Raw genomic sequence first — 23873 nt, forward strand, 5'->3', positions numbered from 1 at the left:
TCGCGGCCACGGGACGACGATCAACCAGCGTTTCGCACCGTGGCGGGCAGCGCCACATAGGTGGTCTCGAGGTACTCCTCGATTCCCTCGAAGCCACCCTCCCGGCCGAATCCCGAGGCTTTCATGCCGCCGAACGGTGCGGCCGGGTTCGAAACCAGCCCGGTGTTGACGCCGATCATGCCGTACTCGAGCAGTTCCGCCAGCCGCACCGTACGGGCGAGGTCACGGGTGAAGACATAGGCGGCGAGGCCGTACTCGGTCGTGTTGGCGCGGCGCACCGCCTCCTCCTCGGTGGTGAAGACGCTGACCGGGGCGACGGGTCCGAAGATCTCCTGGCCGTTGATCTCCGAGTCCTGGTGAACGTCGAGCAGCACGGTGGGACGGTAGAAACAGCCCGGCCGCTCCGGAGCGGAGCCACCGACCACGAGCCGGGCCCCGTCCCGAACGGCGTCGGTGACGAGTCGGTGGACGGATTCGACGGCGCGCTCGTCGATCAGCGGACCGACATCGACACCCGGGTCCTGACCGCGGCCGACGACCAGCCGGCCCATCCGGTCGGCCAGTTTCTCGGCGAACTCCTGAGCTACGTCCACATGGACCAGGAAGCGGTTCGCGGCCGTGCAGGTCTCGCCCATGTTGCGCATCTTGGCGAGCATCGCGCCGTCGACCGCGGCATCGACGTCGGCGTCCTCGAAGACGAGGAACGGAGCGTTGCCGCCGAGCTCCATGCTCAACCGCTGCAACTGGTCGGCCGACTGACGGACGAGTTGCCGTCCGACCGGGGTGGATCCGGTGAAGGACACCTTGCGCAGTCGCGGGTCCGCCATCAGCGCCTCGCTCATCGCCGCGGCACGGGAGGTCGGCACGACGTTCAGGACACCTGGTGGCAGCCCGGCCTCCTGGAAGATGTCCGCCAACGCCAGCATCGTCAGTGGCGTGAGCTCGGCCGGCTTGACCACCATCGTGCAGCCGGCGGCGATCGCCGGACCGATCTTGCGCGTCCCCATTGCCATCGGGAAGTTCCACGGCGTGATGAGGAGGCAGGGGCCGATGGGCTTGCGGACGGTCAGCAGGCGGCTGGCTCCGTCGGGCGCGTGCATCCACCGGCCGTGGATGCGGACCGCCTCCTCGGAGAACCACCGGAGGAACTCGTTGCCGTAGGCGACCTCCCCCCTGGCCTCGGTGATCGTCTTGCCCATCTCCAGGCTCATCAGTTCGGCCAGCTCGTCCGTCCTGCCCCGGATCAGGTCGAACGCCCTGCGCAGGATCTCCCCGCGGTCACGTGGCGCACTCGCCCCCCAGTCTTTCTGGGCGGCCACGGCGGCATCGAGGGCCTCGACGGCGTCCTTGACCGAGCCGTCCGCGACCGAGGCGAGAACGGACCCGTCGGCCGGGTCGAGCACCGTGAAGGTGGCGCCCTCCTCCGCCTCGCGCCAACCACCGCCGATGAAGAGGCCGCGCCGATCGGGTCCAGGCAGAATGCGTCCGGGCATGAGCGACTGCACTCCTCGGGGTTGTCGGGTATGGACGAATCGCACCGGCGACTCGATCGACGGCAACTCGGCGGCCGGCGGCCAGGCAACTCGGGCCGGCGGTCAGGCACTCAGCGGCTGGCGGTCGCCGCCGCCTGCCGCAGAGCCGCCTGGACCTTCGCGACGTACCGCTCGTCCGACCGGGTCATCGGGACGACCACGGCCAGGACGCCGAGAAGGAGATCGCCCCGGAAGACCGGCGCGGCAACCGCCCACGATTCCTCGGTCGACTCGCGACCGCTGTAGCCCATGCCGCGTTCTCGGATGGCGGCGCATTCGGCCCGCAGATCGGCCAAGGTGCGTACGGCCCCGGACTCGGTCCTGAACTCGTCGGTGCCTGGCGGCAGACCGAGGTAGCCGTGCTCGGCGTTGCTGAAGGCGATGAGGGCCTTGCCGGCGGCGCCCAGGTACACCGGCCCGCGCTCACCGGGGTGACAGACCCGCCGCACGAGCCTGCCGGACTCCGCCGACTCGATGCAGACACGGTCGTTCCCGGCGCGGACGAAGAACGCCACGGTCTCGTCGAGCTCGTCCCGGAGGCGGGAGGCGGCTTCTCCGGCGAGCTTGCGGATTCCCGACCACTGGTCGCTGGCGTACAGGAGCGCGGTCAGCTCGGGCCCGGGGACGAACTGACCGTCCCCGTCCTGTTGCAGGAAATCAACCATCTTCAGAGTCGCCAGGAGCCGCGACGCGGTGCTCAGGCTGACCCCGGCCTCGCCGGCGAGCTCGGTGAGGGTCCGGCTCCCGCGAGCGGCCGCGGAGAGCAGGTTGAGGGCACGGATCACCGACCTGACGCCACGCTGCTCCGTGGGCTCGATTTCCAGCTCGGTCACCGTGTCCTCCTTCATCGTTCGGCCGTCGAGCCGAAGACGTTCACATCGCCCGTCCGCCAGATCATGCCGACCGTCTCGCCGGTGCGGTAGGGATGTTCGCCGTCATCGTGCTGCATCTGCACCCGCACCGGACCGAGTGTCTCAGAGTGGACGGTGTACATCGTGTGCGAGCCGAGGTACAGACGATGCGTGACCTTCCCGGTGCAGTGGCTGAACCCAGGAGGTGGGGCAGCGGCAAGGTCCGTCAACGCGATCCGCTCCGGGCGCACCGCGGCCACGGACGCGTCGGCGGGCACGCTCCTGCCGTCGTCGAGTGACAGCAGTCCGCCGTTCTCGACACTCAGCCGCCCCGGGGCCTCGGGACGGACCGTGAGCATGTTGTTGGTGCCGAGGAAGTCCGCGACGAAGGCGGACCGGGGGTGCTCGTAGAGCTCCCGTGGCGTCCCCATCTGCTCGATCCGGCCGTGGTTCATCAGGGCGACGCGATCAGACATCGACATCGCCTCCTCCTGGTCGTGGGTGACGTAGACCATCGTCACCTTCAACGCCTGCTGGAGCTGCCGGAGCTCGACCTGGAGACGCTGTCGCAACTTGCGGTCGAGGGCGCCCAGCGGCTCGTCCATGAGCAGGAACGCCGGGTCGAACACGACTGCCCGTGCCACTGCGATCCGCTGTTTCTGTCCGCCGGAGAGCTGGTCGGGCAGCCGGTCGGCCGCAGCGGTCATGTCGACGAGTGCGAGCGCCCGGTCCACCCGCTCGGCGATGACCTCGCGCGGTTCCCTCCGCATCTCCAGCGGGAACGCGAGGTTGTCGCGGACCGACATGTGCGGGAAGAGCGCGTAGTCCTGGAAGACGACACCGATGTTCCGCTTGTCACTCGGCACGTGCGCGATGTCGATGCCGTCGACGCGGATGCTCCCCGAGGTCGGTTCGGTGAAACCGGCGAGCATCATCAGGGTCGTGGTCTTCCCCGAACCTGACGGGCCGAGCACGGTGAAGAACTCACCGGGCTCGATCGTGAGGGTGAGGTCGTCGACGGCGACGTGGTCGCCGTACTCCTTGCGGACGTTGTCGAAGTGGATCGCGCCCTGGCTTCGGGTCATGGTTTGCTCCTCGAGATCTGGGTGAGGCGACGGAACAGCGCATAGCCGAGCCAGATGACAGCGGCGCATGCCATGACGAAGACGGAGATCACCGCCACGGTCGGGTTGGTCTCCAGGGAGAGCGCTTCGAAGATCCGCTTGGGGAGTGTCTTGACGTGAACGCCGGAGAGGAAGATCGCGACCGTCGACTCGTCGAACGAGGTCAGGAACGCGAAGAGGCCGGCAGTCGCGATCGACGGAGCGATCAGCGGTAGCACGATCCGGCGCAGCTGGACCGTCCGGCTCGCACCCAGGCTGGAAGCGGCGCGCTCGTAGATCGGGTTGAGCGAGCGGAGCCCCGCACTGACCACGCTGAACACGAACGGCAGCGCCAGCGTCACGTGGGCCAGGACGATCCCCAGCTCGGTGTCGACGAGCCCGATCCGCTCGAACTCCACGTAGAAGCCGGCAGCGGCGACCACCGTCGGGAACAGCAGCGGCAGCATCATCAGGGTCGAGGTCAGCGTTCCCCACCTGTGGACCGTTCCCCGGACGACGCCCATCGCGGCAAGTGTCCCCAGCACTCCGGCGATGACGGTCACGAAGAGCGCGATCCGGACGCTGACCGCGAGCGGATCGAGCCAGCTCGCGGTGAAGAACTCCGAGTACCACTGGGTCGAGTAGCCGACCGGCGGGAAGACCAGCGCCTTGGTGGCGGCGAACGAGATCGGGATGACGATGAACTGCGGCGCCAGCACGAGGGCGCCGAGGGCGGCGGCCAGGACCTTCGGCAGTCTGCGGCTGCGGGTGACGCCGAGGCGGTCGAGTCCGCCGGCCGCGCGTCCCGCGAGCTTGAGGACGCGTCCGCCGCCGCGCTTCGCGCGGGCGGAGCGAAGGGCCGTGGTGCCGGATCGTCCGGCGAGCTCGGTCGTCGACATCCCGGTCAGCCGCTGGAAGGCGAGGACGATGACCAGGACCAGGGCGCCGAGCACCAGAGCCGCGGCCGAGGCAAGGCCGTAGTCGCCGCTCTGCTTGATCGCGCTGTGGATCAGCGAGCCGAGCATGCTGCCCTCGGAGCCGCCGAGGAGCGCGGGGATCACGAACGCCCCGATGCCGTAGACGAAGCACAGGACCGCTCCCGCCTGGATGCCCGGCTTGGTCAATGGCAGATAGATCCGGACGAACGCCTGGGCCGGCCCGGCGCCCAGACTGGTCGCGGCGCGCGTCCGCGAGTCGCCGAGCGAGCGCATGGTGGCGGCCAGGGGCAGGATCATCAGCGGCAGCAGGTAGTGGGAGAGGCTGACGACGACCGCGATCGGCGTGAAGACCATCCCGATCGGCTCCAGCCCGAACTGCGCGAGCAGCTTGTTGACCGGGCCCTGACGGCCGAGGATCACCAGCCAGGAGAACGACCGCAGCAGGATCGAGGTCAGGTACGGCGCCATGATCGCCACGGTCAGGAAGGTGCGCAGCCACTTTCCGCCGTGCACCATCTGGTATGCGATCGGGTAGCCGAAGACCAGCGCCAGGAGCGTCGAGGTCGCGGAGATCAGGATCGTCCGCACGATGCTGTCGCGGTAGCCGGAGTGTCCGAGGAGCCGGGTGAAGTTCTCCAGACCGAAGGTCGGTTCCGTCACGCTGCGCAGGCAGAGGATCGCGACGGGAAGCACGAAGACCAGGGCCACCACCACGGCCGCGGGCACCCCGCTCAGGTCCCAGCCGCCCCGGCGGCGCCGGCCTCCCGTGGTGCGGGAGGCCGGCTCCGCCAGGTCCGGTGAGGTGCGGGTGGCGGTCACGCGTTCTGCCAGTCCTGCCAGCGCTTGAGCACGTCCGCGCCGTTCTTGGCCCACCAGTCCACGTCGATGCGGAAGGTCTCGTCGCTGGCGGTCTCCTGGGTGCCGGGAAGGTCTGCGCGGGTCTTGGCGTCGAGGCCGTCGAGCACCGACTTCAGCGACGGCGTGTAACCGAGCTTGTCCGTGATCGCCTTCTGGACCTCGGGCTTCAGCGAGTACTTGATCGCCTCGAAGGCGTCCGGCTGGTCCGGCGCCCCCTTGGGGATGACGAGCTGCTGAACGGAGAGGACGGCGCCCTCCCAGGTGTAGTCCAGCGGCACCGCGCCGCTCGCGGCGATGCTCTTGATCCGCGCGAGGTTCCCGTAGCCCAGGGCGATTTCGCCCTGGGAGATGGCGTTCTGCAGGTCACCGTTGGACGGGAAGAAGACGGTGTCGTTGCGGATGGTGTCGAGTTTGGCGAAGGCGCGGTTCAGGTCGAGCGGGTAGAGCTGGTCGACCGGGACGCCGTCGGCGATCAGGGCGCCCTCGAGGATCCCCCAGGGCAGCCCCACCATGCCGCGCTTGCCCGGGATCTGCTTCGTGTCGAACAGGTCGGCCCAGGAGTCGAGGCCACCCGGTACCTCGTCCTTGTTCCAGAACAGGTTGCGCGAGAACGTGTACCACGGCACCGAGTATTCGGTGACCGCGCTCGGGTCGGCGAAGCCCTCGAGGCCCTTGGTGTCGATCGGCTGGAGTATGTCGGCGGCCATGAACTGAGCGAGTGAGGAGTCCTCGGCGTCGATCAGGTCGAGGGTCATCGAGCCGGACTTGGACATCTGCACCAGCTTGGCGACGTCGGAGCCGCTGCTGTCGTAGAGCACCTTGACGTCGGTGTCGCTCGAGTACGGGTCGAAGAGGGCCGCCTTGACGGCCTCCTCGTAGGTGCCGCCGAAGCCGGCGTACGTGATGGACCCCTTGTCGTCGCCGCCGCCCGAGCAGGCCGTGAGGGCCAGGACGACCGTGGCCAGCACGGCGCCGACGAGACGCCGCCCCCTGGTCACGTCGAGATATGTTCGCATAACGGTTCCTTCTTGGTCATCGCGGCCGGTTGAGCGAGCAAACCACCTCGGAGTAAGCTTCCGCGCAGTGGAAGTGTGACTTCCATTGCAGATGCTGGTGGCCTGGGCGGTGGGCTGTCAAGAGCTGTGGCCGGCCTCTCCGGCGATCACGCCGAGAAGTGACCCCGAACGTTCGTATTCATCCAGTAAGGCGACGTACGGCGCCACGTCGACACCCTGGTCCGCGCGCCAGGACGCGTCGTAGTACGTCGAGGCATACCGTTCACCGCCGTCGCAGATCAGGCTCACCACGCTGCCCCGCTCGCCGCTGCGCTCCAGTCGGGCGATGAGCTGGAGGGTCGCCCACATGCTCGTGCCGGTCGAGGGTCCGACCCGGCGGCCCAGGCGGCGCGAGGTCCACAGCATCGTCGCGACCGACGCCGCGTCCGGCACGCGGACCATCTCGTCGATCACCTCGGGCACGAAGGACGGCTCGACCCGCGGACGGCCGATCCCCTCGATTCGGGAGCCTCTGGCCGACCGCAGGCCGCGATCGCCGAGGCGCCAGGCGTCGAGGAAGACCGAGTTCTCGGGATCCGACACCAGCAGCCGGGTGGGGTGCCGCCGGTAGCGCAGGTAACGGCCGATGGTCGCCGCCGTTCCGCCGGTCCCGGCGCTGGCGACGATCCAGGCCGGCACCGGTTGCGCCTCGCCGGACAGCTGCTCGAAGATCGACTCGGCGATGTTGTTGTTGCCGCGCCAGTCGGTGGCCCGCTCGGCGTAGGTGAACTGGTCGAGGTAGTGGCCGTCGAGTTCGGCAGCGAGCCGCCGCGCCTCGTCGTACACCTGTCCCGGATGATCCACCACCTGACAGCGCCCGCCGTGCCACTCGATGAGCTCGATCTTGGCCGGGCTGGTCGCGGCCGGGACGACCGCGATGAACGGAAGGTCCAGCAGGCGGGCGAAGTACGCCTCGGAGACCGCGGTCGAGCCGCTGGAGGCCTCGACCACCGTCGTGGTCGGGCCGATCCAGCCGTTGCACAGCGCGTAGAGGAAGAGCGAGCGGGCGAGCCGGTGCTTGAGGCTCCCGGTCGGGTGTGAGGACTCGTCCTTCAGGTACAGGTCGACACCGTGCCGACCGGGCAGGTCGAACGTCAGCAGGTGGGTGTCGGAACTGCGGTTGGCATCGGCCTCGACGCGGCGGATCGCCTCGTCGACCCAGGTCCGGTCGACACGGGCCGGCTCGCACATCGTCATTCGAGGTCTCCTTCGGGGTCTGCTTCCGACCGCTCTCACGGATGCCCTGGTGGTGCTTGACCGTGTTCGGATTCGGGGGCATCCTATGGTACGGAAGTCAGACTTCCACTGTACGGAACCTGCGAAGGAGTCCAGTGACCAAGCAACCCGTGAACCCGGCCGACGCCCGAACGATCGAGGACCTCCTCAACCGGGTCGCCTACCTCCTCGACGCCCACGAGTACGACCGGCTCGGAGAGGTCTTCGCGCCCGAGGTCTCCTTCGACAACCCCGGCCGTCTCACGGCCAGCGGGCTCGACGAGGTGATCGCGGCCTTCAAGGCGATCGCGTCGCCCGCGGTCAGTCACCACATCACGAACGTGGTGGTGACTGGCGTCGACGACGACACCGCTGAATGCGACAGCAAGGCGCTCGCCCTACGGGCGGAAGGAAAGGTCACCGCCGCGATCTACCGCGACACCGTAACCCGCACCGACGCGGGCTGGCGCATCTCGGCTCGACGTATCAGTCCGCTGGGCTGACCCCGCAACGGCGACGGAACGAGAGGAAGCGGATGGAGCAGGCGTACGACGTGATCGTCGTCGGGACCGGGCACAGCGGCCTGGTGACCACCGGGTACCTGGCTCGGGCGGGCTTGAGGGTGCTTGCCCTGGAGCGCCGCGACATCGTGGGTGGCACCTGCGTCACCGAGGAGATCTTCCCGGGTTACCGCGGGAGCAGCGTGGCCAACGCCAGCCACAGCCTCGATCCGCGTATCGTCCAGGAACTCGAGCTGGAGAAGCACGGACTCCGCTTCACCCACCCGCCGCTCGGATCCCTGACCCTCTTCGAGGACGGCCGGGCCCTGCCGGCCTGGCCGGACCGGGCCAAGCGCCGGGCGGTCATGGAGCAGTTCGCGCACGGGGACGCCGACCTCGAAGGCTACGCCTCGGTCATCGGGTTGTACGCCTCGGTGGCCCGGCAGATGAAGGTCTCCTTCTACGACCCGGCGCCGTCGTTCGCCGAGGTGGCCGCGCGCTTCACCACCCCGCGCCAGCGCCGCGACTTCGAGTCGATCATGTTCGGTCCGGTCGCGGACATCCTCGAGGAGCGGCTCTCGTCGCCGCAACTGCAGGCGTTCTTCGCCGGCACCGCGGTCGCCACCAACTTCGTCGGCCCGCGTACCCCGGGCAGCGGCTACCTGCTGCTCCAGCGACCGCTGTGGGAGGAGTCGCTCCGCGGCGTCGGCAGCCACGACGACAACGAGCTGATGATGCGCAACGCCGCGCCGCTGGGCGGCATCGGTGCTGTCACCGCCGCGATGGCGCAATCGGCCCGCGCCCACGGAGCCACGATCCTCACCGGGGCGGAGGTCGAGCGCATCCTCTGCAAGGATCAGCGGGTCGTCGGGGTCGCCCTGCGGGACGGGCGCGAGTTCCGCGCCCTCCGGGTCGTCTCCAACGCGAACCCGAAGCTGACCCTGACCGAGCTGGTCGGACCCGAGGACATCGGGGACGAGCTGTACGACCTCGCCAAGACCGTCAGCATGAAGGGCACCTCCGCCAAGGTCCACCTCGCGCTCGACGGCACCCCACGGTTCGCCGCCGCGCGGGACGAGGAGGAGAACCGTCTCTTCCTCGGCACCAACTTCCGGATCGCGGCCAGCATCGACGTGCTCCAGAACGCCTACAACGAGGCGGTGCTCGGGCGCTGGAGCAAGCGACCCACCGTCACCGCGATGATCGACTCGGCGCACGACCCCTCGCTGACCCCACCGGGATGCCACTTCGTGAGCATCAGCGTCCGAGGAGTTCCGTACCACCTGGCCGAGGGCACCTGGGACGAGCAGCGCGACGACCTGGGCAAGGCCGTGGTCAGCACGTTGGAGCAGCACATCCCGAACCTGTCCGAGATCCTGGCCGGCGTCCACGTCTACTCGCCGCTGGACCTCGAGCGCGAGTTCGCCCTCGTCGAAGGCAACGGTGCCCACGGCGACATCGTGCCCGGACACATCTTCGACTCGCGCCCGATCCCGGGCTGCGCCGACTACCGGACCCCGGTCGACGGGCTCTACCTGACCGGCGTCGGCAACTGGCCGGGCAACTTCATGAGCGGCGTCACCGGCTACAACGCGAGCAACCGCGTGCTGGCCGACCTGCGCCGTGCCACCGACTGACCCGACCCCACGAACCAGAGGAGCACGATGATCATCGGACGAGGCATCCCCGCGGACCGGGTGTCGGCCATGCGGTCGGCGACCACGACCGGACAGGTCTGGTCGGACATCCTCCTGGCCGACGGTGGGACCCGCGCCAACAACATGTTCTTCGCGCCCGGTTCGCGCACGCACTGGCACCGGCACCCGGGCGGCCAGATGCTCTACACCGTCTCCGGGGAGGGCTGGATCCAGGAGCGCGGCGGCGAGGTGGTGGTGATGCGTCCGGGTGACGTCGTCTGGACCGAGCCCGGAGTCGAGCACTGGCACGGCGCCACCGCGACCGCCCAGCTGGTCCAGTTGGTGCTCCACTTCGGCGACGTCGAGTGGACCGGTGAGGTCGGCGAGGCCGAGTACGCCGCCTGCGCTGCCGAGTGCGCGCAGTGAGCAGCCGGCCGGCCGATCTGGTCGCACGGCTCGTGGGCGACAGTCCGGGCTCGTGGATCGACGGCACCTGGGTGACCTCCCCGGACACGTTCGAGGTCCACGACCCGGCCACCGGGGCCACGATCTGCGCGGTCGGCGACGCCGACGCCGACCAGGCCACCGCGGCGGTCGCTTCGGCGGCGGCCGCCCTCGAGGGGTGGTCGTCCGCGACCGGCTGGCAGCGTTTCGAGGTCCTCAGCCGAGCGACCGACCTGCTCGGGGAGCGGGTCGAGGCGGTCGCTGAGCTGATCAGCGCGGAGACCGGCAAGCCGCTGGCCGAGGCGGTCGGCGAGGCCCGCAACACGGTCCGTTTCTTCGAGTGGTTCAGTCACGAGACGCTGCGTCTCCCCGGCGAGGCCTGGGCCGACGTCGCGCCCGGACGCGACGCCCTCGTGCTGCACGAGCCGATCGGGGTGGTCCTGGCGATCACACCGTGGAACTTCCCGGCATTCATGGTGGCCTGCAAGGTCGGCGCCGCGCTCGCGGCCGGCTGCACGGTCGTGCTGAAACCGGCCCCGCAGACGCCGCTCACCGCACTGGCCATCGCACGCTGCTTCGAGGAGGCGGGTCTCCCCTCCGGTGTCCTGAACGTCGTCGTGGCCGGCGATCCGCAGCGGGTCAGCGACGCCTTGCTGGACTCCCCCGAGGTCGCGTGCGTCAGCCTCACCGGATCACGCAAGGTGGGCGAACTCGTCATGCGCAAGGCGGCGTCGTCGATCAAGCGGGTCCTGCTCGAGCTGGGTGGCAACGCAGCCGCGGTGGTGCTGCCCGACGCGGACGTCGTCCGGACCGCGCGTGACCTGGTCCGGGCCCGGTTCCTCAACTCCGGGCAGGCGTGCGTGGCCGCCAACCGGGTGTACGTCGTCGAGTCGAAGGCCGGCGATCTGGTCGCCGAGCTCACCGCGGCGGTCGACCAGATCGTCCTCGGCGATCCGCGCGACCCGGCGACCACGATGGGCCCGCTCATCGACCACGCGGCCGTGGGACGGATCGAGGCGCAGGTGGCCGAGGCCGTGGCGGGCGGCGCGACCGTCGTCGCGGGCGGTGGCAGGACTGCCGAGAACGAGGCGAGCGCGTTCCTGGCACCGACGCTGCTGACCGCCGAGGGGAGGACCCAGCCCGCCGTACTCGGCGAGGAGTTCTTCGGCCCGGTGCTCAGCGTCGTCCGCTGCGCCGACGTCGACGAGGCTGTCCGGTTGGCCAACGCGACCGAGTACGGCCTTGCGGCGTACGTGTTCGGCGGTGACCAGACCGCCGCGACCGCGGTCGCCCGGAAGCTCAAGGCAGGTTCGGTCGGCGTCAACGCTCCGCTGGTCAGCGAGCCGGCCCTGCCGTTCGGTGGCATGCGCAGCAGTGGCCTCGGACGGGAGCGGGGGCGGCTCGGCGTCGAGGAGTACCTGGAGACCAAGACCGTGCAGATGCCGGCCGTCCGCTGAAGCACGTCCCGACCCGCCACCGTCGGCCGCACCCCACGGCGGCGGTTTCACCACCAGCCCCGGAAAGAGGTAGAGCAGTGCCAACAGAGACAGTGTGCTTCGTCGGTGGTCGGGTCCGCACGATGGACCGGGCCGGAACCGTCGCGGAGGCGTTTCGCGCCGAGGACGGCCGGATCGCGGCGATCGGGACGACGGAGGAGATTCTCGCGGGGGCCGGAGAGGCACGGGTCGTCGACCTGGCCGGTGCGGTGGTGATCCCCGGACTGATCGACTGCCACTCCCACCTGGAGCTGCTCGCCTATTCCTGGGAACTCGCCGTCGACTGCCGTTCCTCCCGGGTGTCGAACATCGACGAGATCGTCTCCGTGCTCGCGGAGCGCGCCGGCTCCACGCCCGCCGGCGAGTGGATCCTCGGTCAGGGGGAGCACTACCAGAATCTCAAGCTCGCCGAGGGACGCTATCCCGATCGACACGACCTGGACCGGGTCAGCACCACCCACCCGGTGATGTACCGGGCGAGCTACCACCTCAACGTCTTCAACTCGCGGGGCCTGGAGCTGCTGGGTGTCGACGACGACACCCCGAACGCGCCCGGCGGCCGGATCGAACGTGACCCGACCACCGGCGTCGCCACCGGCCGCACCTACGACATGTTCGAGCCTCTCGGCGGCCCGCAGCCACCGATTGAGGAGCTCGCGGCGGCGATCAAGCGAGTGCAGGACCGGTATCTCGCCGTCGGCGTCACCACCCTCGGCGACATCCCGCTGCACCGCGCGGGGCTGGAAGCGATCGCCTCGGTCGCTGCCGACGGTGACCTGGTGCTGCGCGCCGCGGTGTACCCGAAGCTGGGAGCTGTGGTGTCGGCCGAGGACGTACGCACCGGCCGTACCAGGGACCGCATCGACGCCCTCGACCCGGACCATCTCGCGATGGCCGGTTTCAAGGTCTTCCTCGACGGCGGGCTCACCGCAGGGGCGGCCGCCCTCCACGAGGACTACCCCGGCCAGCCCGGCTACCGCGGCGAGCTCGCGTTCACCGACACGGAGGTTGCCGCTCTGGTCGCCACCGCCGACGAGGCGGGCCTCCAGATCGCCATGCACGCGATCGGCGACCGCGCCCTGGACCAGGCTCTCGACGGCGCGTTGGCGCTGCCGGTCGAGCGGCACGGCGTCGCCCGGCACCGCATCGAGCACGCGGGCAACATGTTCATGACCGACGAACGGATCAAGCGGCTGGCCGCCTCCGGAGTCGTCCCCGTTCCGCAGCCGGCCTTCATCATGACCACCGCGGCCGGATACGTCGCGCACCTGGGCACCGACCGGATCGGGACCGTGATGCCGTTCCGTACGCTGATCGACCACGGCCTGCCGGTCCCGGGCAACTCCGACGCGATCGGCATCACCGAGGACCAGCACCACCCGTTCCCGGCGATGCGGGCCGCGGTCACCCGGCGGACCAACGACGGCGACGTGCTGGCTCCCCAGGAGGCGGTCACGGTCGAGGAGGCGCTGCGGATGTACACCGAGTGGTCGGCGTTCTCGATCGGCTGGGAGGACCGGATCGGCTCGCTCGAGGCGGGCAAGTTCGCCGATTTCGTCGTCCTGTCCGCGGACCCGTTGGAGACCGAGCCGACGGACCTGGCCGCCCTGGCCGTCGTGCAGACCTGGATCGGCGGAACGCTGGTCTTCGCGAGGGCCTGAGCGTGGACGAGCAGTTCGATCCGCTGGGTCCGGCTCCCGGTGGGGACCGGGCCCAGCGCAGCGTCAGAGGCCACTCGTGGTGGGCCGCCTGGGGACGTCCGGCCCCGGTTCAGTGCACGCTGACCACGGCGGCCGTGGCGTTGTCGTGGCCGCCGGCGAGTAGCGAGTCGGCGAGCAGCGTCTCGACGCCGTCCGCGCGCCACGTCAACACTTCGGCGAGCCGCTCGTAGGGCACCTGTTCGGCCAGGCCGTCCGTACAGAGTAGATACACGTCGCCGGGGCGCAGGGTCACGTTGAGTACGTCGGCCTCGGGCAGCTCGGGGTGCCCGACGAACCGCATCAGCCGGTACCGGGCGGCATGCGCCTCGCGAGAGTCGAACGGATACCAGCCGTTGACCGCGCCGAGCCAGGCCATCGTATGGTCGACGGTGAGCAGTTCGAGCTGGCCGCCCCGCAGCCGGTACACCCGGGAGTCGCCGATCTGGACAAGCCAGGCGGTGTCGGTGTCGATGTCGGCGACAAACGCGGTGAGCGTGCAGCCGGTCAGCTCACCGAGCCGGCGGCCGGCATCGTGGACCCGACGCTGCGCCTCGGCGACGGCGGCGTGCAGTGCCTGCGGGGCCGGCCCGGCCAGGTCGACGAAAGAGTCGACGGCGGTCCGGCCGGCGACCCGGCTGCCCTCGCCGCCGCCCATGCCGTCGGCGACGACGACCAGCGGCCGGACGTCGTCGACGTGCAGTACGTCGAAGTTGGCCGGGTAACGGCTGCCGACGACGCTGCCCCCGGCCACCACCAGACGGCGACCGGCGAGCATCAGCTCGCGGCGACGGATCTCCACCCTTTCGATGCCGGCGATCATAACAATCACCGGTGACCGATGGCGGCAGCGTGCTGGACGACCGACGAGTGGTCGCTCGACCGACAGGCGGTACCGGTCATGACAGGTGGAACAGGTCTCGCGGCTGTCGAGCATGGCGTTCCAGCCGACGGACCCGCCGTTGAGTTCGTACGAACCGTGCCGGTGACCAGGAAGGCTCGACCGCGTCCGTCCCGGACCCAGGCGTCGTGGAGGTGGTCGTCAGGGCCTTTCGACAGCAGCGGAAGCGGTTCTCGGGTCAGTCGGTGCGCACGCCGGTCAGGACCTGCATGGCGTGGCGTTCCCTGGCCGCGAGTTCGGTGAGGATCGCCGAGGCACGGGACAGTTCGTCCGGGTCGCTGGTCTGCCCGGCGGTCGTGATGTGGTGGGAGACCTCGGTCCACAACGGGGCGATCTCGGCGTACATCTGCTGACCGAGGCGGACGGTGTCGTCGTCGACGATCGTGGCGCACTCGGCGAGGAAATCGCGGTACATGGCGCGAAACAGGGCGCCGCCGGTCCCCCCACGTTCCATCAGCGCCGCGGCCAGCGGGAGGTCGCGGGACGGGTCGCTCGATCGGTCGAGCCACCGCGTCACCTGTCGGGCCGCCCTGTCGATGCCGCGGTGGCCGAGGTTGGCGATGGGCGGGTCGAGGAAGGCCTGTGCGTTGTTGCGGATGGCCGTCCGGATGGCGTCGCCCAGATCGGGCCGGCCGGCAGGGCTGGCGACGGTGTAGGAGAGATTGCGGGCGGTCATCGGTCCGCGTTCGCTGCGGGCCCGTGCCAGGCTCGTCAGCGTGGTCGTCACGGTGCCGCCCTGCTGGGCGGTGTCGACCAGGTGCGCGTGGGTGTCGTCGTAGCCGTACATCGCGACGAAGTGCGACCCGAAGTGGACCTTCGTGGTGAAGTAGTCCAGGTGGTAGGAGTCCAGTTGCAGGCCGACCGGGCGTCCCGCGGCCAGCGCGTCGGCGACGTTCTGCCAGGCCTTACGCGGCGAGGCGGTCTCCCGGATGTGCAGTGCCAGGCCCAGCCGTTCGGCCACCGTCCGGGTGATCGTGGTCGGCTTGCTGCGACCGCCGAGGAACGGAAAATCCATGTTCCGGGCGTCCCAGTAGACGAAGCCCAGACCCTGACCGAGGCCGAACAGCATGGGTTCGGACAGGTCGACGCCCTCGTGCCGCAGCAGGGCTCCGAGCGTGGTGGTCTCGCAGTGCCGACCGGCGGGGAACGCCACGTTCTCGATGATCATCAAGCCTCCTGATCTGGCGGGCGCGCCCCGGTCGATCGCTGGTGGATCGACCGGGGCGCGTCGGTTGGCGCCGGATCAGGCGAGGTCGAACCGGTCGAGCTCCATGACCTTGGTCCAGGCCGCGACGAAGTCGGTGACGAACTTGTCACGCGCGTCCTGGCTGGCGTAGACCTCCGCCAGGGCCCGCAGCTGGGAGTTGGAGCCGAAGACGAGGTCGACCACGGTGGCGGTCCACCTGACCTCGTCGGTGGCCAGGTCCCGGATCTCGTACACGTGCTCGTCGGACTCCGACGCCTTCCACCGGGTGCCCGGGGAGAGCAGGTTGGCGAAGAAGTCGTTGGTGAGCACGCCGGGCCGGTCGGTGAGGACGCCGTGCCGCGTGCCGCCGACGTTCGCCCCGAGGGAGCGCAGGCCGCCGACGAGGACGGTCATCTCGGGCGCCGACAGGTTGAGCATGTAGGCGCGGTCGAGGAGCAGCACCTCCGGCTGGGTCTTCTCGCCGGCACGCAGGTAGTTGCGGAACCCGTCGGCGCGCGGCTCGAGAACCCGGAAGGACTCGACGTCGGTCTGCTCCTGGCTGGCGTCGGTGCGGCCCGGCCGGAACGGCACGGTCACCTCGACCCCGGCGTCCCGCGCCGCCTTCTCGACGGCGGCCGAGCCGGCCAGCACGATCAGGTCGGCGAGGGAGATCTTCGCGCCGCCGGCGGCGTTGAACTCACCCCGGATGCCCTCGAGGGTCTCCAGGACCGTCGCGAGCTGCTCGGGCTGGTTGACCTCCCAGCTGCGCTGCGGCTCGAGACGGATCCGCGCGCCGTTGGCGCCGCCGCGCTTGTCGGTGGACCGGTAGCTGGCGGCCGAGGCCCAGGCGGTGGAGACCAGCTGAGCGGTGGTGAGGCCGGACTCCAGGACCTTCGCCTTGAGGGCCGCGACGTCGGCGTCACCCACGAGTTCGTGGTCGACGGCCGGCACCGGGTCCTGCCACAGCTGCGCCTCGGGCACCCAGGGGCCGAGGAAGCGGCTGACCGGGCCCATGTCGCGGTGCAGCAGCTTGTACCAGGCCTTGGCGAAGGCCAGCGCGAACTCGTCCGGGTTCTCCAGGAAGCGACGGGAGATCTTCTCGTACGCCGGGTCGACCCGCAGCGACAGGTCGGTCGTGAGCATCGTCGGCTTGTGCTTCTTCGACGGGTCGTGCGCGTCCGGGATGATCGCCTCGGCGTCCTTGGCGACCCACTGCTTCGCGCCGCCGGGGCTCGTGGTGAGCTCCCACTCGTAGCCGAAGAGGATCTCGAAGAAGCGGTTGCTCCACTGCGTCGGCTTGTCGGTCCAGGTCACCTCGAGACCGCTGGTGATCGTGTCCGCGCCCTTGCCGCTGCCGTGGGTGCTCAGCCAGCCCAGGCCCTGCGCCTCCAGCGGGGCGGCCTCGGGCTCGGGGCCCACGTGGTCGTCGGCGACGCCGGCGCCGTGGGTCTTGCCGAAGGTGTGGCCACCGGCGATGAGGGCGACGGTCTCCTCGTCGTTCATCGCCATCCGGGCGAAGGTCTCGCGGATGAAGTGCGCCGCGGCGGCCGGGTCCGCGTTGCCGCGCGGGCCCTCCGGGTTGACGTAGATGAGACCCATCTCGGTCGCCCCGACGCCGGGCGCCATCTCCTTCTCGGAGGCGTAGCGCTCGTCACCGAGCCAGGTGTCCTCCGGACCCCAGAAGATCTCCTCGGGCTCCCAGACGTCCTCGCGGCCGAAGGCGAAGCCGAAGGTCTTGAAGCCCATCGACTCCAGGGCGACGTTGCCGGCGAGCACCAGCAGGTCGGCCCAGGAGATCTGCTGGCCGTACTTCTGCTTGACCGGCCAGAGCAGCCGGCGTGCCTTGTCCAGGTTGGCGTTGTCCGGCCAGCTGTTGAGCGGGGCGAACCGCTGGCCACCGTCGCCGGCGCCACCGCGGCCGTCCTCGATGCGGTAGGTGCCCGCGGCGTGCCAGCTCATCCGGATCATGAGGCCGCCGTAGTGGCCGAAGTCGGCCGGCCACCAGTCCTGCGAGGTGGTGAGGACCGTGACGATGTCCTGCTTGAGGGCCTCGACGTCGAGCTTGGCGAACTCCCTGGCGTAGCTGAAGCTCTCCCCCAGCGGGTTGCTCTTCGACGAGTGGGCGTGCAACACCGAGAGGTCGAGCTGGTTGGGCCACCAGTCCCGGTTGGTACGCGGACGACCTCCGGTCTTCGGGGTCGGCGAGTCGATCGCCGGGTTCTCGCTCTCGCTGCCGTGCGCGGTCACGGAGTCGTGTGCGACCGGGCAGCCGGCCGCCTCCTTCTTGTCCACGCCCTGCGCGCTGGACGGGGTGTTGCCCTGGGTGTCGCTCATCTAGTTCCTTCCGGCTGGCGAATCACTGGGAGATGCGGTCGGTCGCGCAGTCGGGGCAGGTACCCCAGTACACGACCTCCGCCTCGTCGACCACGAAGCCGTGGTCGTCGGAGGCGGTGAGACAGGGAGCATGGCCGACCGAGCAGTCGACGTCGGCGATCGCGCCGCAGGAGCGGCACACGACATGGTGGTGGTTGTCCCCCACCCGGGACTCGTACCGGGCGGTCGCACCGGCAGGCTGGATGCGCCGCACCAGACCGGCGTCGGTGAGCGCCCGCAGCACGTCGTACACCGCCTGGTGGGAGACCGTGGGTTGGTCCGCCCGGACCAGGGCGATGACCGTGTCGGTGTCGACGTGCGGGTGGTCGCGCAGCGCGGCGAGCACCGCCAGCCGGGGCCGGGTCACCCGCAACGAGACCGCTCGCAGCTGGGTCTCGAAGTCGGCCGTCATGCAAAGAACATAGCCCACTCTTCTGGAATCAATCAAGTTTTACGTCGACGTCATCCGCCCATCACCGGCGCGGGCCCGGTCGTCCCGCCGGCAGGTCGACGCCGGCTGACGTGCCTGCGGGAGGTTCGCCGGACCGTTCCCCTTGTCGGGTGTCCGTCGCCGAGACAGCGCTGCGTGTCGGTGGGTGGGCCTAGGTTCTGAGGTGACCCGGTCACTCAACCCAGGGAGCCCTCGATGGCGTCTCGTCTCAACCCGTACCTCACGTTCGACGGCAACGCCCGCGAGGCCATGGAGTTCTACCGGTCGGTGTTCGGCGGCCAGCTACAGATCAGCACCTTCGGCGAGTACGGTTCACCCGGCCCGGACTCCGCCGACAAGGTGATGCACGCGATGCTCACCACCGACCGGGGCTACGTCCTGATGGCCTCCGACACTCCGCCCGGCATGCCGTACCACAAGCCGGGCGACGCCATCACGTGCAGCCTCAGCGGTGACCCGGGCGAGGGCCTCGAGGAGGTCTGGGAGCATCTGTCCGACGGCGGGACCGTCACCATGCCGTTCGAGAAGCAGATGTGGGGCGACCTGTACGGCATGTGCGTCGACCGGTTCGGCATCCCGTGGATGGTCAACGTGGCCCAGCCGCAGTGACACCCGCTGCCCCGCTTCGCCGGGCCCGACCGTCCGCGCGGATCCCGGCACCGACGACCCACCGATCGTCGGAGCATCGTCGGTGCCGGGATCCGGACCGGCGCGGCCGGGGCAGGAAAGGACGGCCGGGCCGGATCTCGACGCGCACGGGACCCTTGGGGGTCGGTCAGACCGGTTCGACCGGCAGCCACAGCTCGCAGGTGGCGGTGCTGAAGTCCTCCGCCCGATCCAGGACCGCGACGATCGCGGGGCCCGGCCGCAGTCGCCACGGGTTCGCGGGGAACCACTCGGTCGCGGTCGCGGCCCAGGTCGCCTGGAGGGTCGCGGGGTGGGGTCCGGCGGTACGGAAGACCGCCCACGTGCCGGCCGGCACCTCGATGGCGTCGAGGTCGTCGGGCACCGACGTGTCCCGGGAGACGGCGACGCCGTGCAGGTAGGTCAGTTCACTGCCCTCGGTGCCGTCGGGATCGACATCGTCGCTGACCTGTAGCAGGCCCGCCGGCTCGGTGCTGCTGAGGGCCTTGAGCCGGAGGTGCTCCTCCATCGGCAGTCCGGTGACGTGCCGCTGGATGTGCGGGTTGATGCCGTGGTGGATCAGCGGGACGCGGGCGGCGTGTCCGACGAGCCGGAACGCGGGGCGCTCGACGATACGGGTGTCCATGGGGTTGCTCCCTTCGACGGTCAGGCGGAACCTGAGCTGCGGTTGTGTGCGAAGGGGGCCTCCGTTGCGGCGGACGTCACCGGGACCGGCACCATGGACCGCCCGGAACGCACGTCCGAACGCCTCGGTGGAGCCGTACCCGTGCCGGACGGCGATGCCCAGCAGGTCGCCCTCGCCCCGGACGACGTCGGCGGCGGCCACGGTCATGCGACGTCGACGCACGTACTCCGACAGCGGCATGCCCGCCAACGACGAGAACATCCGGCGCAGGTGGTATTCGGTCGTGCCGACGTTCCGGGCCAGCCCGTCGACGTCGAGTTCCTCGGTGAGGTGCTGCTCGACGAGGTCGACGAGCCGGTTGAGTGCTGAGATCACGAAGGCCTCCTTTCACCGTCGAGCCTGCCCGAGGGACCCGGGCCGGCGCCCGATCGCTGCGGCCCGGTCCGGTCGGGTGCTCCGGCCGGTTCCGCCGGACCCCGGTCGGGCGCCGTCCGTACCCGGCGGCTCTGGCCAGACCCGGGTCGGCGGCCCGGTGGACGGTTCAGCGACGCGGTGGTGGCCCGACGCTGTTCCGGGCGACCAGGGCCGGCGCGATGGTCTGCCGCAGCGGGCCGGCGACGTCGGTCTCGATCTGGGCCAGCAGCATGTCGAGGCTCGCCCGCGCGACCGCGGCGAAGTCGGGGCGCACGGTGGTCAACGGCGGGATGAAGTACGCCGCCTCCGGCACGTCGTCGAAGCCGACCACGCTGATGTCGTCCGGCACCCGCCGACCGTGCTCGTACAGTGCCCGCAGCACGCCGAGTGCCAGGTGGTCGTTGGCGGTGAAGACCGCGGTGACCTCCGGCATCCGGGCCAGCATCTGCCCGCAGCGGTACCCGGCCGCCGCGGACCAGTCCGCCGGAACCAGCGGCGGCAGCTCCACGCCTGCCGACTGCAACGCCTCCCGCCATCCTTCGATCCGGCCCGCGCTGTCGAACCAGTCCGGCGGGCCGGACACGTGCCAGACCGTACGGTGCCCGGCGTCGAGGAGATGCTGGGTGGCGGCCCGCGCACCGGCGACCTGGTCGACCGTCACCAGGGGAACCGGTCGACGCGGATCGCCGTCGACGGTCACCAGCGGAACGTCCTGGGGCAGCCGCTCGAGGGCCTCACCGGCCGACTCCACCGGCGCGATCACCACGATGCCGGCGACCCGATGGGTGAGATGCCGCTCCACCGCCGCCGAGATCGACCTGTGGTCGAGGTCGCTCACGCTGCCGACGCTGACCGCGAAGCCCGCCTCGGCCGCAGCCTGTTCGAGGGCGGCCAGCAGCGACGCCGGACCGTAGAGGGTGGTGTTCTGGGCGACCACGCCGATCACCTGGGAGCGGCCGGTGACCAGTGCCCGCGCCGCCCGGTTGGGCCGGTAACCCAACTCGACGATCGCGGCCTGGACCCGCAGCCGGGTCTGCTCACGCACGTTGGGATGCCCGTTGAGCACCCGGGACACCGTCTGGTGGGAGACGCCGGCGAGGCGAGCCACGTCCGTCATCGCAGGACCGCGCACGGCCACCTCACTCTCCCCCGCCTGCCCATCGGCGACCCCGGCCCGTCGACGTCGACTTGGAGCGGCCCGGAGGCCCGGACTCGCTCCCGCAGCCGCCACGTCGGTCGCTGCCGGGTGGCCAGGGCTGGACCGCCGCCAGTCTACGCCAGCCCTGCCTCGGCCAACGGTGTGGCTGAGCCACCGATCGGGTCGCGTGTCGGCACGCCCCGGAACTGGCGGAACGCGTTCTCCCACCGGCCGGGCCGGCGGGGCCGAGCGGTCGTATCCGGCCTGCCGCGCGAAAGCCCTGTTCCGCGACCTCCCACGATCGACGGAACAGGGCTTCCGGTGGAGGGGCGGAGCGCTCGGGGCCGACCGGCTGGTTCCTGCCACCGGCCCCGGACGACTGCCGCCCCACTCCTCATGGGGCCGTACGGCCCCGGGACGTGACCGACGTCATGGCGTGGTCAGGGAGAACTGGCGAACCGTGACCGAGCCGCCCAGCGCCTGAGTGGCGTAGTTGAAGACGCCGAACCGGTAGCCCATGAAGAACTGCCAGGCGTTGTTGAGGGTCAGGGCGTTGCCCAACGGCACGAAGGTGACGCCGTCGGTGCTGTACGAGAACCTCGCCTGCCGCCCCGTCCCGGGTCGGATGTCGGCGTTCGCCCGCAACCAGATCCGCCCGCCGGAGATCCCGGCGCTGGCGATCTCGGTCCCGGTTCCGGTGGTGTTCCAGTTGTCGGTGCCCATGGTCAGGCCGTTGGTCATCACCACCCGCGTGGTGCCGTTGTCCCGTTTGACGCCGATCCAGGCGGAGGTGTCGCGGAGCATCGCGAGTCCGGCCCGGTCGCCGTCGCGCATCGTCGAGTAGTCCAGCTCGATGGTGCCGGTCGAGGTCGGTCCCTGGATGCGGTGGGTCACCGTGTTCCGGGCCCGGTAGAGGTCGTTGGTCACCGTCGCGGTCTGCAGACGCAGCCCGTTGTTCACCGACCACCGGCTGTTGTCCGGGTTGTGGTTCCACTCGTACTGCGGACCGAGGGTGGTGCCGGCGAAGGTGTCGGTGCCGGTCAGCGGCTTGACCGGCCGCAGCGGCAGCGGGTTGGGGTAGCTGACGCCCCAGTTCCCGTTGACCGTCTGCACCTGTGGCCAGCCGTCGCTGGTCCAGGTGATCGGCGCCAGCGTCGGCATCCGCCCGCCCGGGTACGCGTCGGTGAACGCCATGTAGTACCAGGCGCCGTTCTGGGTCTGCACCAGACCGCCCTGGTGGGGCACCCCGCCGCCGGAGATCGGGCCCGGCATGTTGAGCAGGACCTGCCGCTGCTCGTACGGACCGAACGGGCCGTTGGTCGACTTGAGGACGTACTGGCCGTTCGCCGGGCGGGTCAGCCAGATGTAGTAGGCGCCGTTGCGCTTGTAGAAGCGGGCCCCCTCCAGGGTGCCGATGCTCGACGGCGTCTGGTAGACCTGCTGGGCGCGGACCTGGGTGCGCCCGTCGGCGGACAACTGCGCCACGCTGATCGTGCCGTTGCCGTACGCGACGTACATGGTGTCGTTGTCGTCGATCAGCATCCCGGCGTCGTAGTAGCAGTTGGGGATGGTGGTGTGCCGGCTCCACGCGCCGTCCACCGTGGAGGCCGTGTAGATGTGCGTCTGGGCGAAGTCGATGCAGCCGGCCCAGTAGAAGGTCCGGTTGCTCGGCCGGTAGTTCAGCGTGGAGGCCCAGATGCCGTCCACGTACGCATGGCTGCCGTTGGCCAGGTCGTACTTCGTGCCGAAGTCGAGCCGGGGTACCGAGTGCCCGGCGAACTCCCAGTTGACCAGGTCCCACGAGCGCAGCACCGGGGCGCCCGGCGAGTAGTGCATGGTGGAGGCGGACATGTAGTAGACGTCGCCGACCCGGATGATGTCGACGTCGGCGAAGTCCTGCCAGACGACCGGGTTCGTGAAGGTGCCGCCGGGATTGCCGGCGTCGCCCACCCGCACCAACTGCCACTGCTGGTGACCACCGTTGAAGTCGTCGTACTGCACGACGTTCCCACCGTCGGCGGTCGAGGCGTTCTGCACCTCCACCACCCGGTTCGAGTTCCGGTTCACCAACCGCACGAACCCGTCCGCCGAGTCCGCCAACCGGAACTGCTGATTGGCCCCGTTGACGTCAGCCCACTGCACCACCGCCGCGCCGTTGGCCGTTGACGAGTTCTGGACATCCAGCACCTTGCCCGAGTGCCGCGACCGCAACCGGAAGAAACCACCACCGGAATCCACGAACTGCCACTGCTGCCACGCCCCGTCGTTACGCGGCCACTGCACGATCCGCGCCCCGTCGTTCGTGGCCCGGTTGTACACGTCCAACGCCTTGCCGCTGTTGCGGTTGACCAGTACGTACCAGGCGTTCGTGTCCACCACCGCCGCCGACGCCGGGATCGGGGACACCCCCACCAGCATGCCGCTCACCACCACCGCCACCATGACGGCGGCGAGCCGGGACAACCACCCACGCCGCCCGGGTACTCCCCAGACGGACCCACCGATGGCAACCATGATCCTCCTTCGAGAAAGGTCAGGAACCGGAACGGGTCGGCCGGGTCGTCCTCCCGGGCACCAGACATCCAGCCGGGAATGTGATCGCTAACATCAGCGCCCCTGCCCAGAGGGCGCGCGACCCTCGACGAGTCGCGATGGGCGACCGTCGACCCGGCTGGCCGAGAGGTGGCCGCCCTATCCATCGACTGTGAGCGATAACATCGGATCAGTCAAGGCGTGGCACGCGCGCGGGGGCGAGGCCCGGAACGCGAACGGGTGGCCCTCCCCGAGGAGGGAGGACCGGCGACAGTCCGGCGA

The 23873-nt window shown here is 70.1% G+C and carries 19 protein-coding genes; 6 read left to right on the forward strand and 13 right to left on the reverse strand.

Annotated elements, in window-relative coordinates:
- Nucleotides 1–20: 20 nt before the first annotated feature.
- The 6 genes from AB0F58_RS01615 to AB0F58_RS01640 all read right to left on the reverse strand — a co-directional run bounded on the left by AB0F58_RS01615 (nt 21) and on the right by AB0F58_RS01640 (nt 7534).
- Complete coding sequence (locus tag AB0F58_RS01615) at nt 21–1493, reverse strand: NAD-dependent succinate-semialdehyde dehydrogenase (protein ID WP_357136380.1); 1473 nt, start codon at nt 1491–1493, stop codon at nt 21–23.
- A gap of 110 nt (nt 1494–1603) precedes the next feature.
- On the reverse strand, nt 1604–2365 hold the full coding sequence (locus AB0F58_RS01620; RefSeq protein ID WP_357136382.1) for an IclR family transcriptional regulator C-terminal domain-containing protein: 762 nt from the start codon (nt 2363–2365) through the stop codon (nt 1604–1606).
- An 11-nt stretch (nt 2366–2376) separates the two neighbouring features.
- A complete protein-coding gene (locus tag AB0F58_RS01625; RefSeq protein WP_357136383.1) occupies nt 2377–3468 on the reverse strand; it encodes an ABC transporter ATP-binding protein in 1092 nt (363 codons plus the stop codon).
- Nucleotides 3465–5243, reverse strand: a complete 1779-nt coding sequence (locus tag AB0F58_RS01630; protein WP_357136386.1) for an ABC transporter permease subunit — start codon at nt 5241–5243, stop codon at nt 3465–3467. The genes AB0F58_RS01625 and AB0F58_RS01630 overlap by 4 nt, the downstream gene beginning before the upstream one ends.
- Nucleotides 5240–6298 (reverse strand): extracellular solute-binding protein, encoded by a 1059-nt coding sequence (locus AB0F58_RS01635; RefSeq protein WP_357136389.1) that lies wholly within the window; start codon nt 6296–6298, stop codon nt 5240–5242. The genes AB0F58_RS01630 and AB0F58_RS01635 overlap by 4 nt, the downstream gene beginning before the upstream one ends.
- Nucleotides 6299–6415: 117 nt before the next feature.
- Nucleotides 6416–7534, reverse strand: a complete 1119-nt coding sequence (locus AB0F58_RS01640; RefSeq protein ID WP_357136392.1) for a PLP-dependent cysteine synthase family protein — start codon at nt 7532–7534, stop codon at nt 6416–6418.
- Nucleotides 7535–7683: 149 nt separating this feature from the next.
- On the opposite strand from AB0F58_RS01640, the gene AB0F58_RS01645 reads away from it, so the two are divergent.
- From AB0F58_RS01645 to AB0F58_RS01665, 5 genes are all read left to right on the forward strand, one after another.
- Nucleotides 7684–8055: a nuclear transport factor 2 family protein gene (locus tag AB0F58_RS01645; protein WP_357136394.1), complete on the forward strand. Its 372-nt coding sequence runs from the start codon at nt 7684–7686 to the stop codon at nt 8053–8055.
- Between the two features lie 32 nt (nt 8056–8087).
- Nucleotides 8088–9689 (forward strand): NAD(P)/FAD-dependent oxidoreductase, encoded by a 1602-nt coding sequence (locus AB0F58_RS01650; RefSeq protein WP_357136396.1) that lies wholly within the window; start codon nt 8088–8090, stop codon nt 9687–9689.
- A 27-nt stretch (nt 9690–9716) separates the two neighbouring features.
- Nucleotides 9717–10115, forward strand: a complete 399-nt coding sequence (locus AB0F58_RS01655; protein WP_357136398.1) for a cupin domain-containing protein — start codon at nt 9717–9719, stop codon at nt 10113–10115.
- A gap of 32 nt (nt 10116–10147) precedes the next feature.
- Nucleotides 10148–11590, forward strand: coding sequence for an aldehyde dehydrogenase family protein (locus tag AB0F58_RS01660; RefSeq protein WP_357136401.1), 1443 nt, complete (start codon nt 10148–10150; stop codon nt 11588–11590).
- Nucleotides 11591–11667: 77 nt separating this feature from the next.
- Nucleotides 11668–13290, forward strand: coding sequence for an amidohydrolase (locus AB0F58_RS01665; RefSeq protein ID WP_357136404.1), 1623 nt, complete (start codon nt 11668–11670; stop codon nt 13288–13290).
- Between the two features lie 109 nt (nt 13291–13399).
- On the opposite strand, the gene AB0F58_RS01670 is transcribed toward AB0F58_RS01665, so the two are convergent.
- The 4 genes from AB0F58_RS01670 to AB0F58_RS01685 form a co-directional block, all read right to left on the reverse strand.
- On the reverse strand, nt 13400–14149 hold the full coding sequence (locus tag AB0F58_RS01670; RefSeq protein ID WP_357136406.1) for a PP2C family serine/threonine-protein phosphatase: 750 nt from the start codon (nt 14147–14149) through the stop codon (nt 13400–13402).
- Nucleotides 14150–14405: 256 nt separating this feature from the next.
- Entirely contained in the window at nt 14406–15395 is a 990-nt protein-coding gene (locus AB0F58_RS01675) for a BtrH N-terminal domain-containing protein (RefSeq protein ID WP_357136409.1), read from the reverse strand.
- A gap of 75 nt (nt 15396–15470) precedes the next feature.
- A complete protein-coding gene (gene katG / locus AB0F58_RS01680; RefSeq protein ID WP_357136411.1) occupies nt 15471–17747 on the reverse strand; it encodes a catalase/peroxidase HPI in 2277 nt (758 codons plus the stop codon).
- A 22-nt stretch (nt 17748–17769) separates the two neighbouring features.
- Nucleotides 17770–18198: a Fur family transcriptional regulator gene (locus AB0F58_RS01685; protein ID WP_357136414.1), complete on the reverse strand. Its 429-nt coding sequence runs from the start codon at nt 18196–18198 to the stop codon at nt 17770–17772.
- Between the two features lie 234 nt (nt 18199–18432).
- Here AB0F58_RS01685 and AB0F58_RS01690 point away from each other — a divergent pair, with 234 nt between their 5' ends.
- Nucleotides 18433–18846 carry a VOC family protein gene (locus AB0F58_RS01690; protein WP_357136416.1) on the forward strand — a complete coding sequence of 138 codons (414 nt, stop codon included), beginning with the start codon at nt 18433–18435 and terminating at the stop codon, nt 18844–18846.
- A 166-nt stretch (nt 18847–19012) separates the two neighbouring features.
- Here the strand turns inward: AB0F58_RS01690 and AB0F58_RS01695 are convergent, their stop codons facing one another.
- The 3 genes from AB0F58_RS01695 to AB0F58_RS01705 form a co-directional block, all read right to left on the reverse strand.
- A complete protein-coding gene (locus AB0F58_RS01695) occupies nt 19013–19882 on the reverse strand; it encodes an AraC family transcriptional regulator (RefSeq protein WP_357136419.1) in 870 nt (289 codons plus the stop codon).
- Nucleotides 19883–20048: 166 nt separating this feature from the next.
- Nucleotides 20049–21038: a LacI family DNA-binding transcriptional regulator gene (locus tag AB0F58_RS01700; RefSeq protein ID WP_357136422.1), complete on the reverse strand. Its 990-nt coding sequence runs from the start codon at nt 21036–21038 to the stop codon at nt 20049–20051.
- A gap of 450 nt (nt 21039–21488) precedes the next feature.
- Nucleotides 21489–23573 carry an RICIN domain-containing protein gene (locus tag AB0F58_RS01705; protein ID WP_357136425.1) on the reverse strand — a complete coding sequence of 695 codons (2085 nt, stop codon included), beginning with the start codon at nt 23571–23573 and terminating at the stop codon, nt 21489–21491.
- Nucleotides 23574–23873 lie beyond the last annotated feature (300 nt).

The organism is Micromonospora sp. NPDC023956 (assembly GCF_040639195.1).
Classification (GTDB): domain Bacteria; phylum Actinomycetota; class Actinomycetes; order Mycobacteriales; family Micromonosporaceae; genus Micromonospora.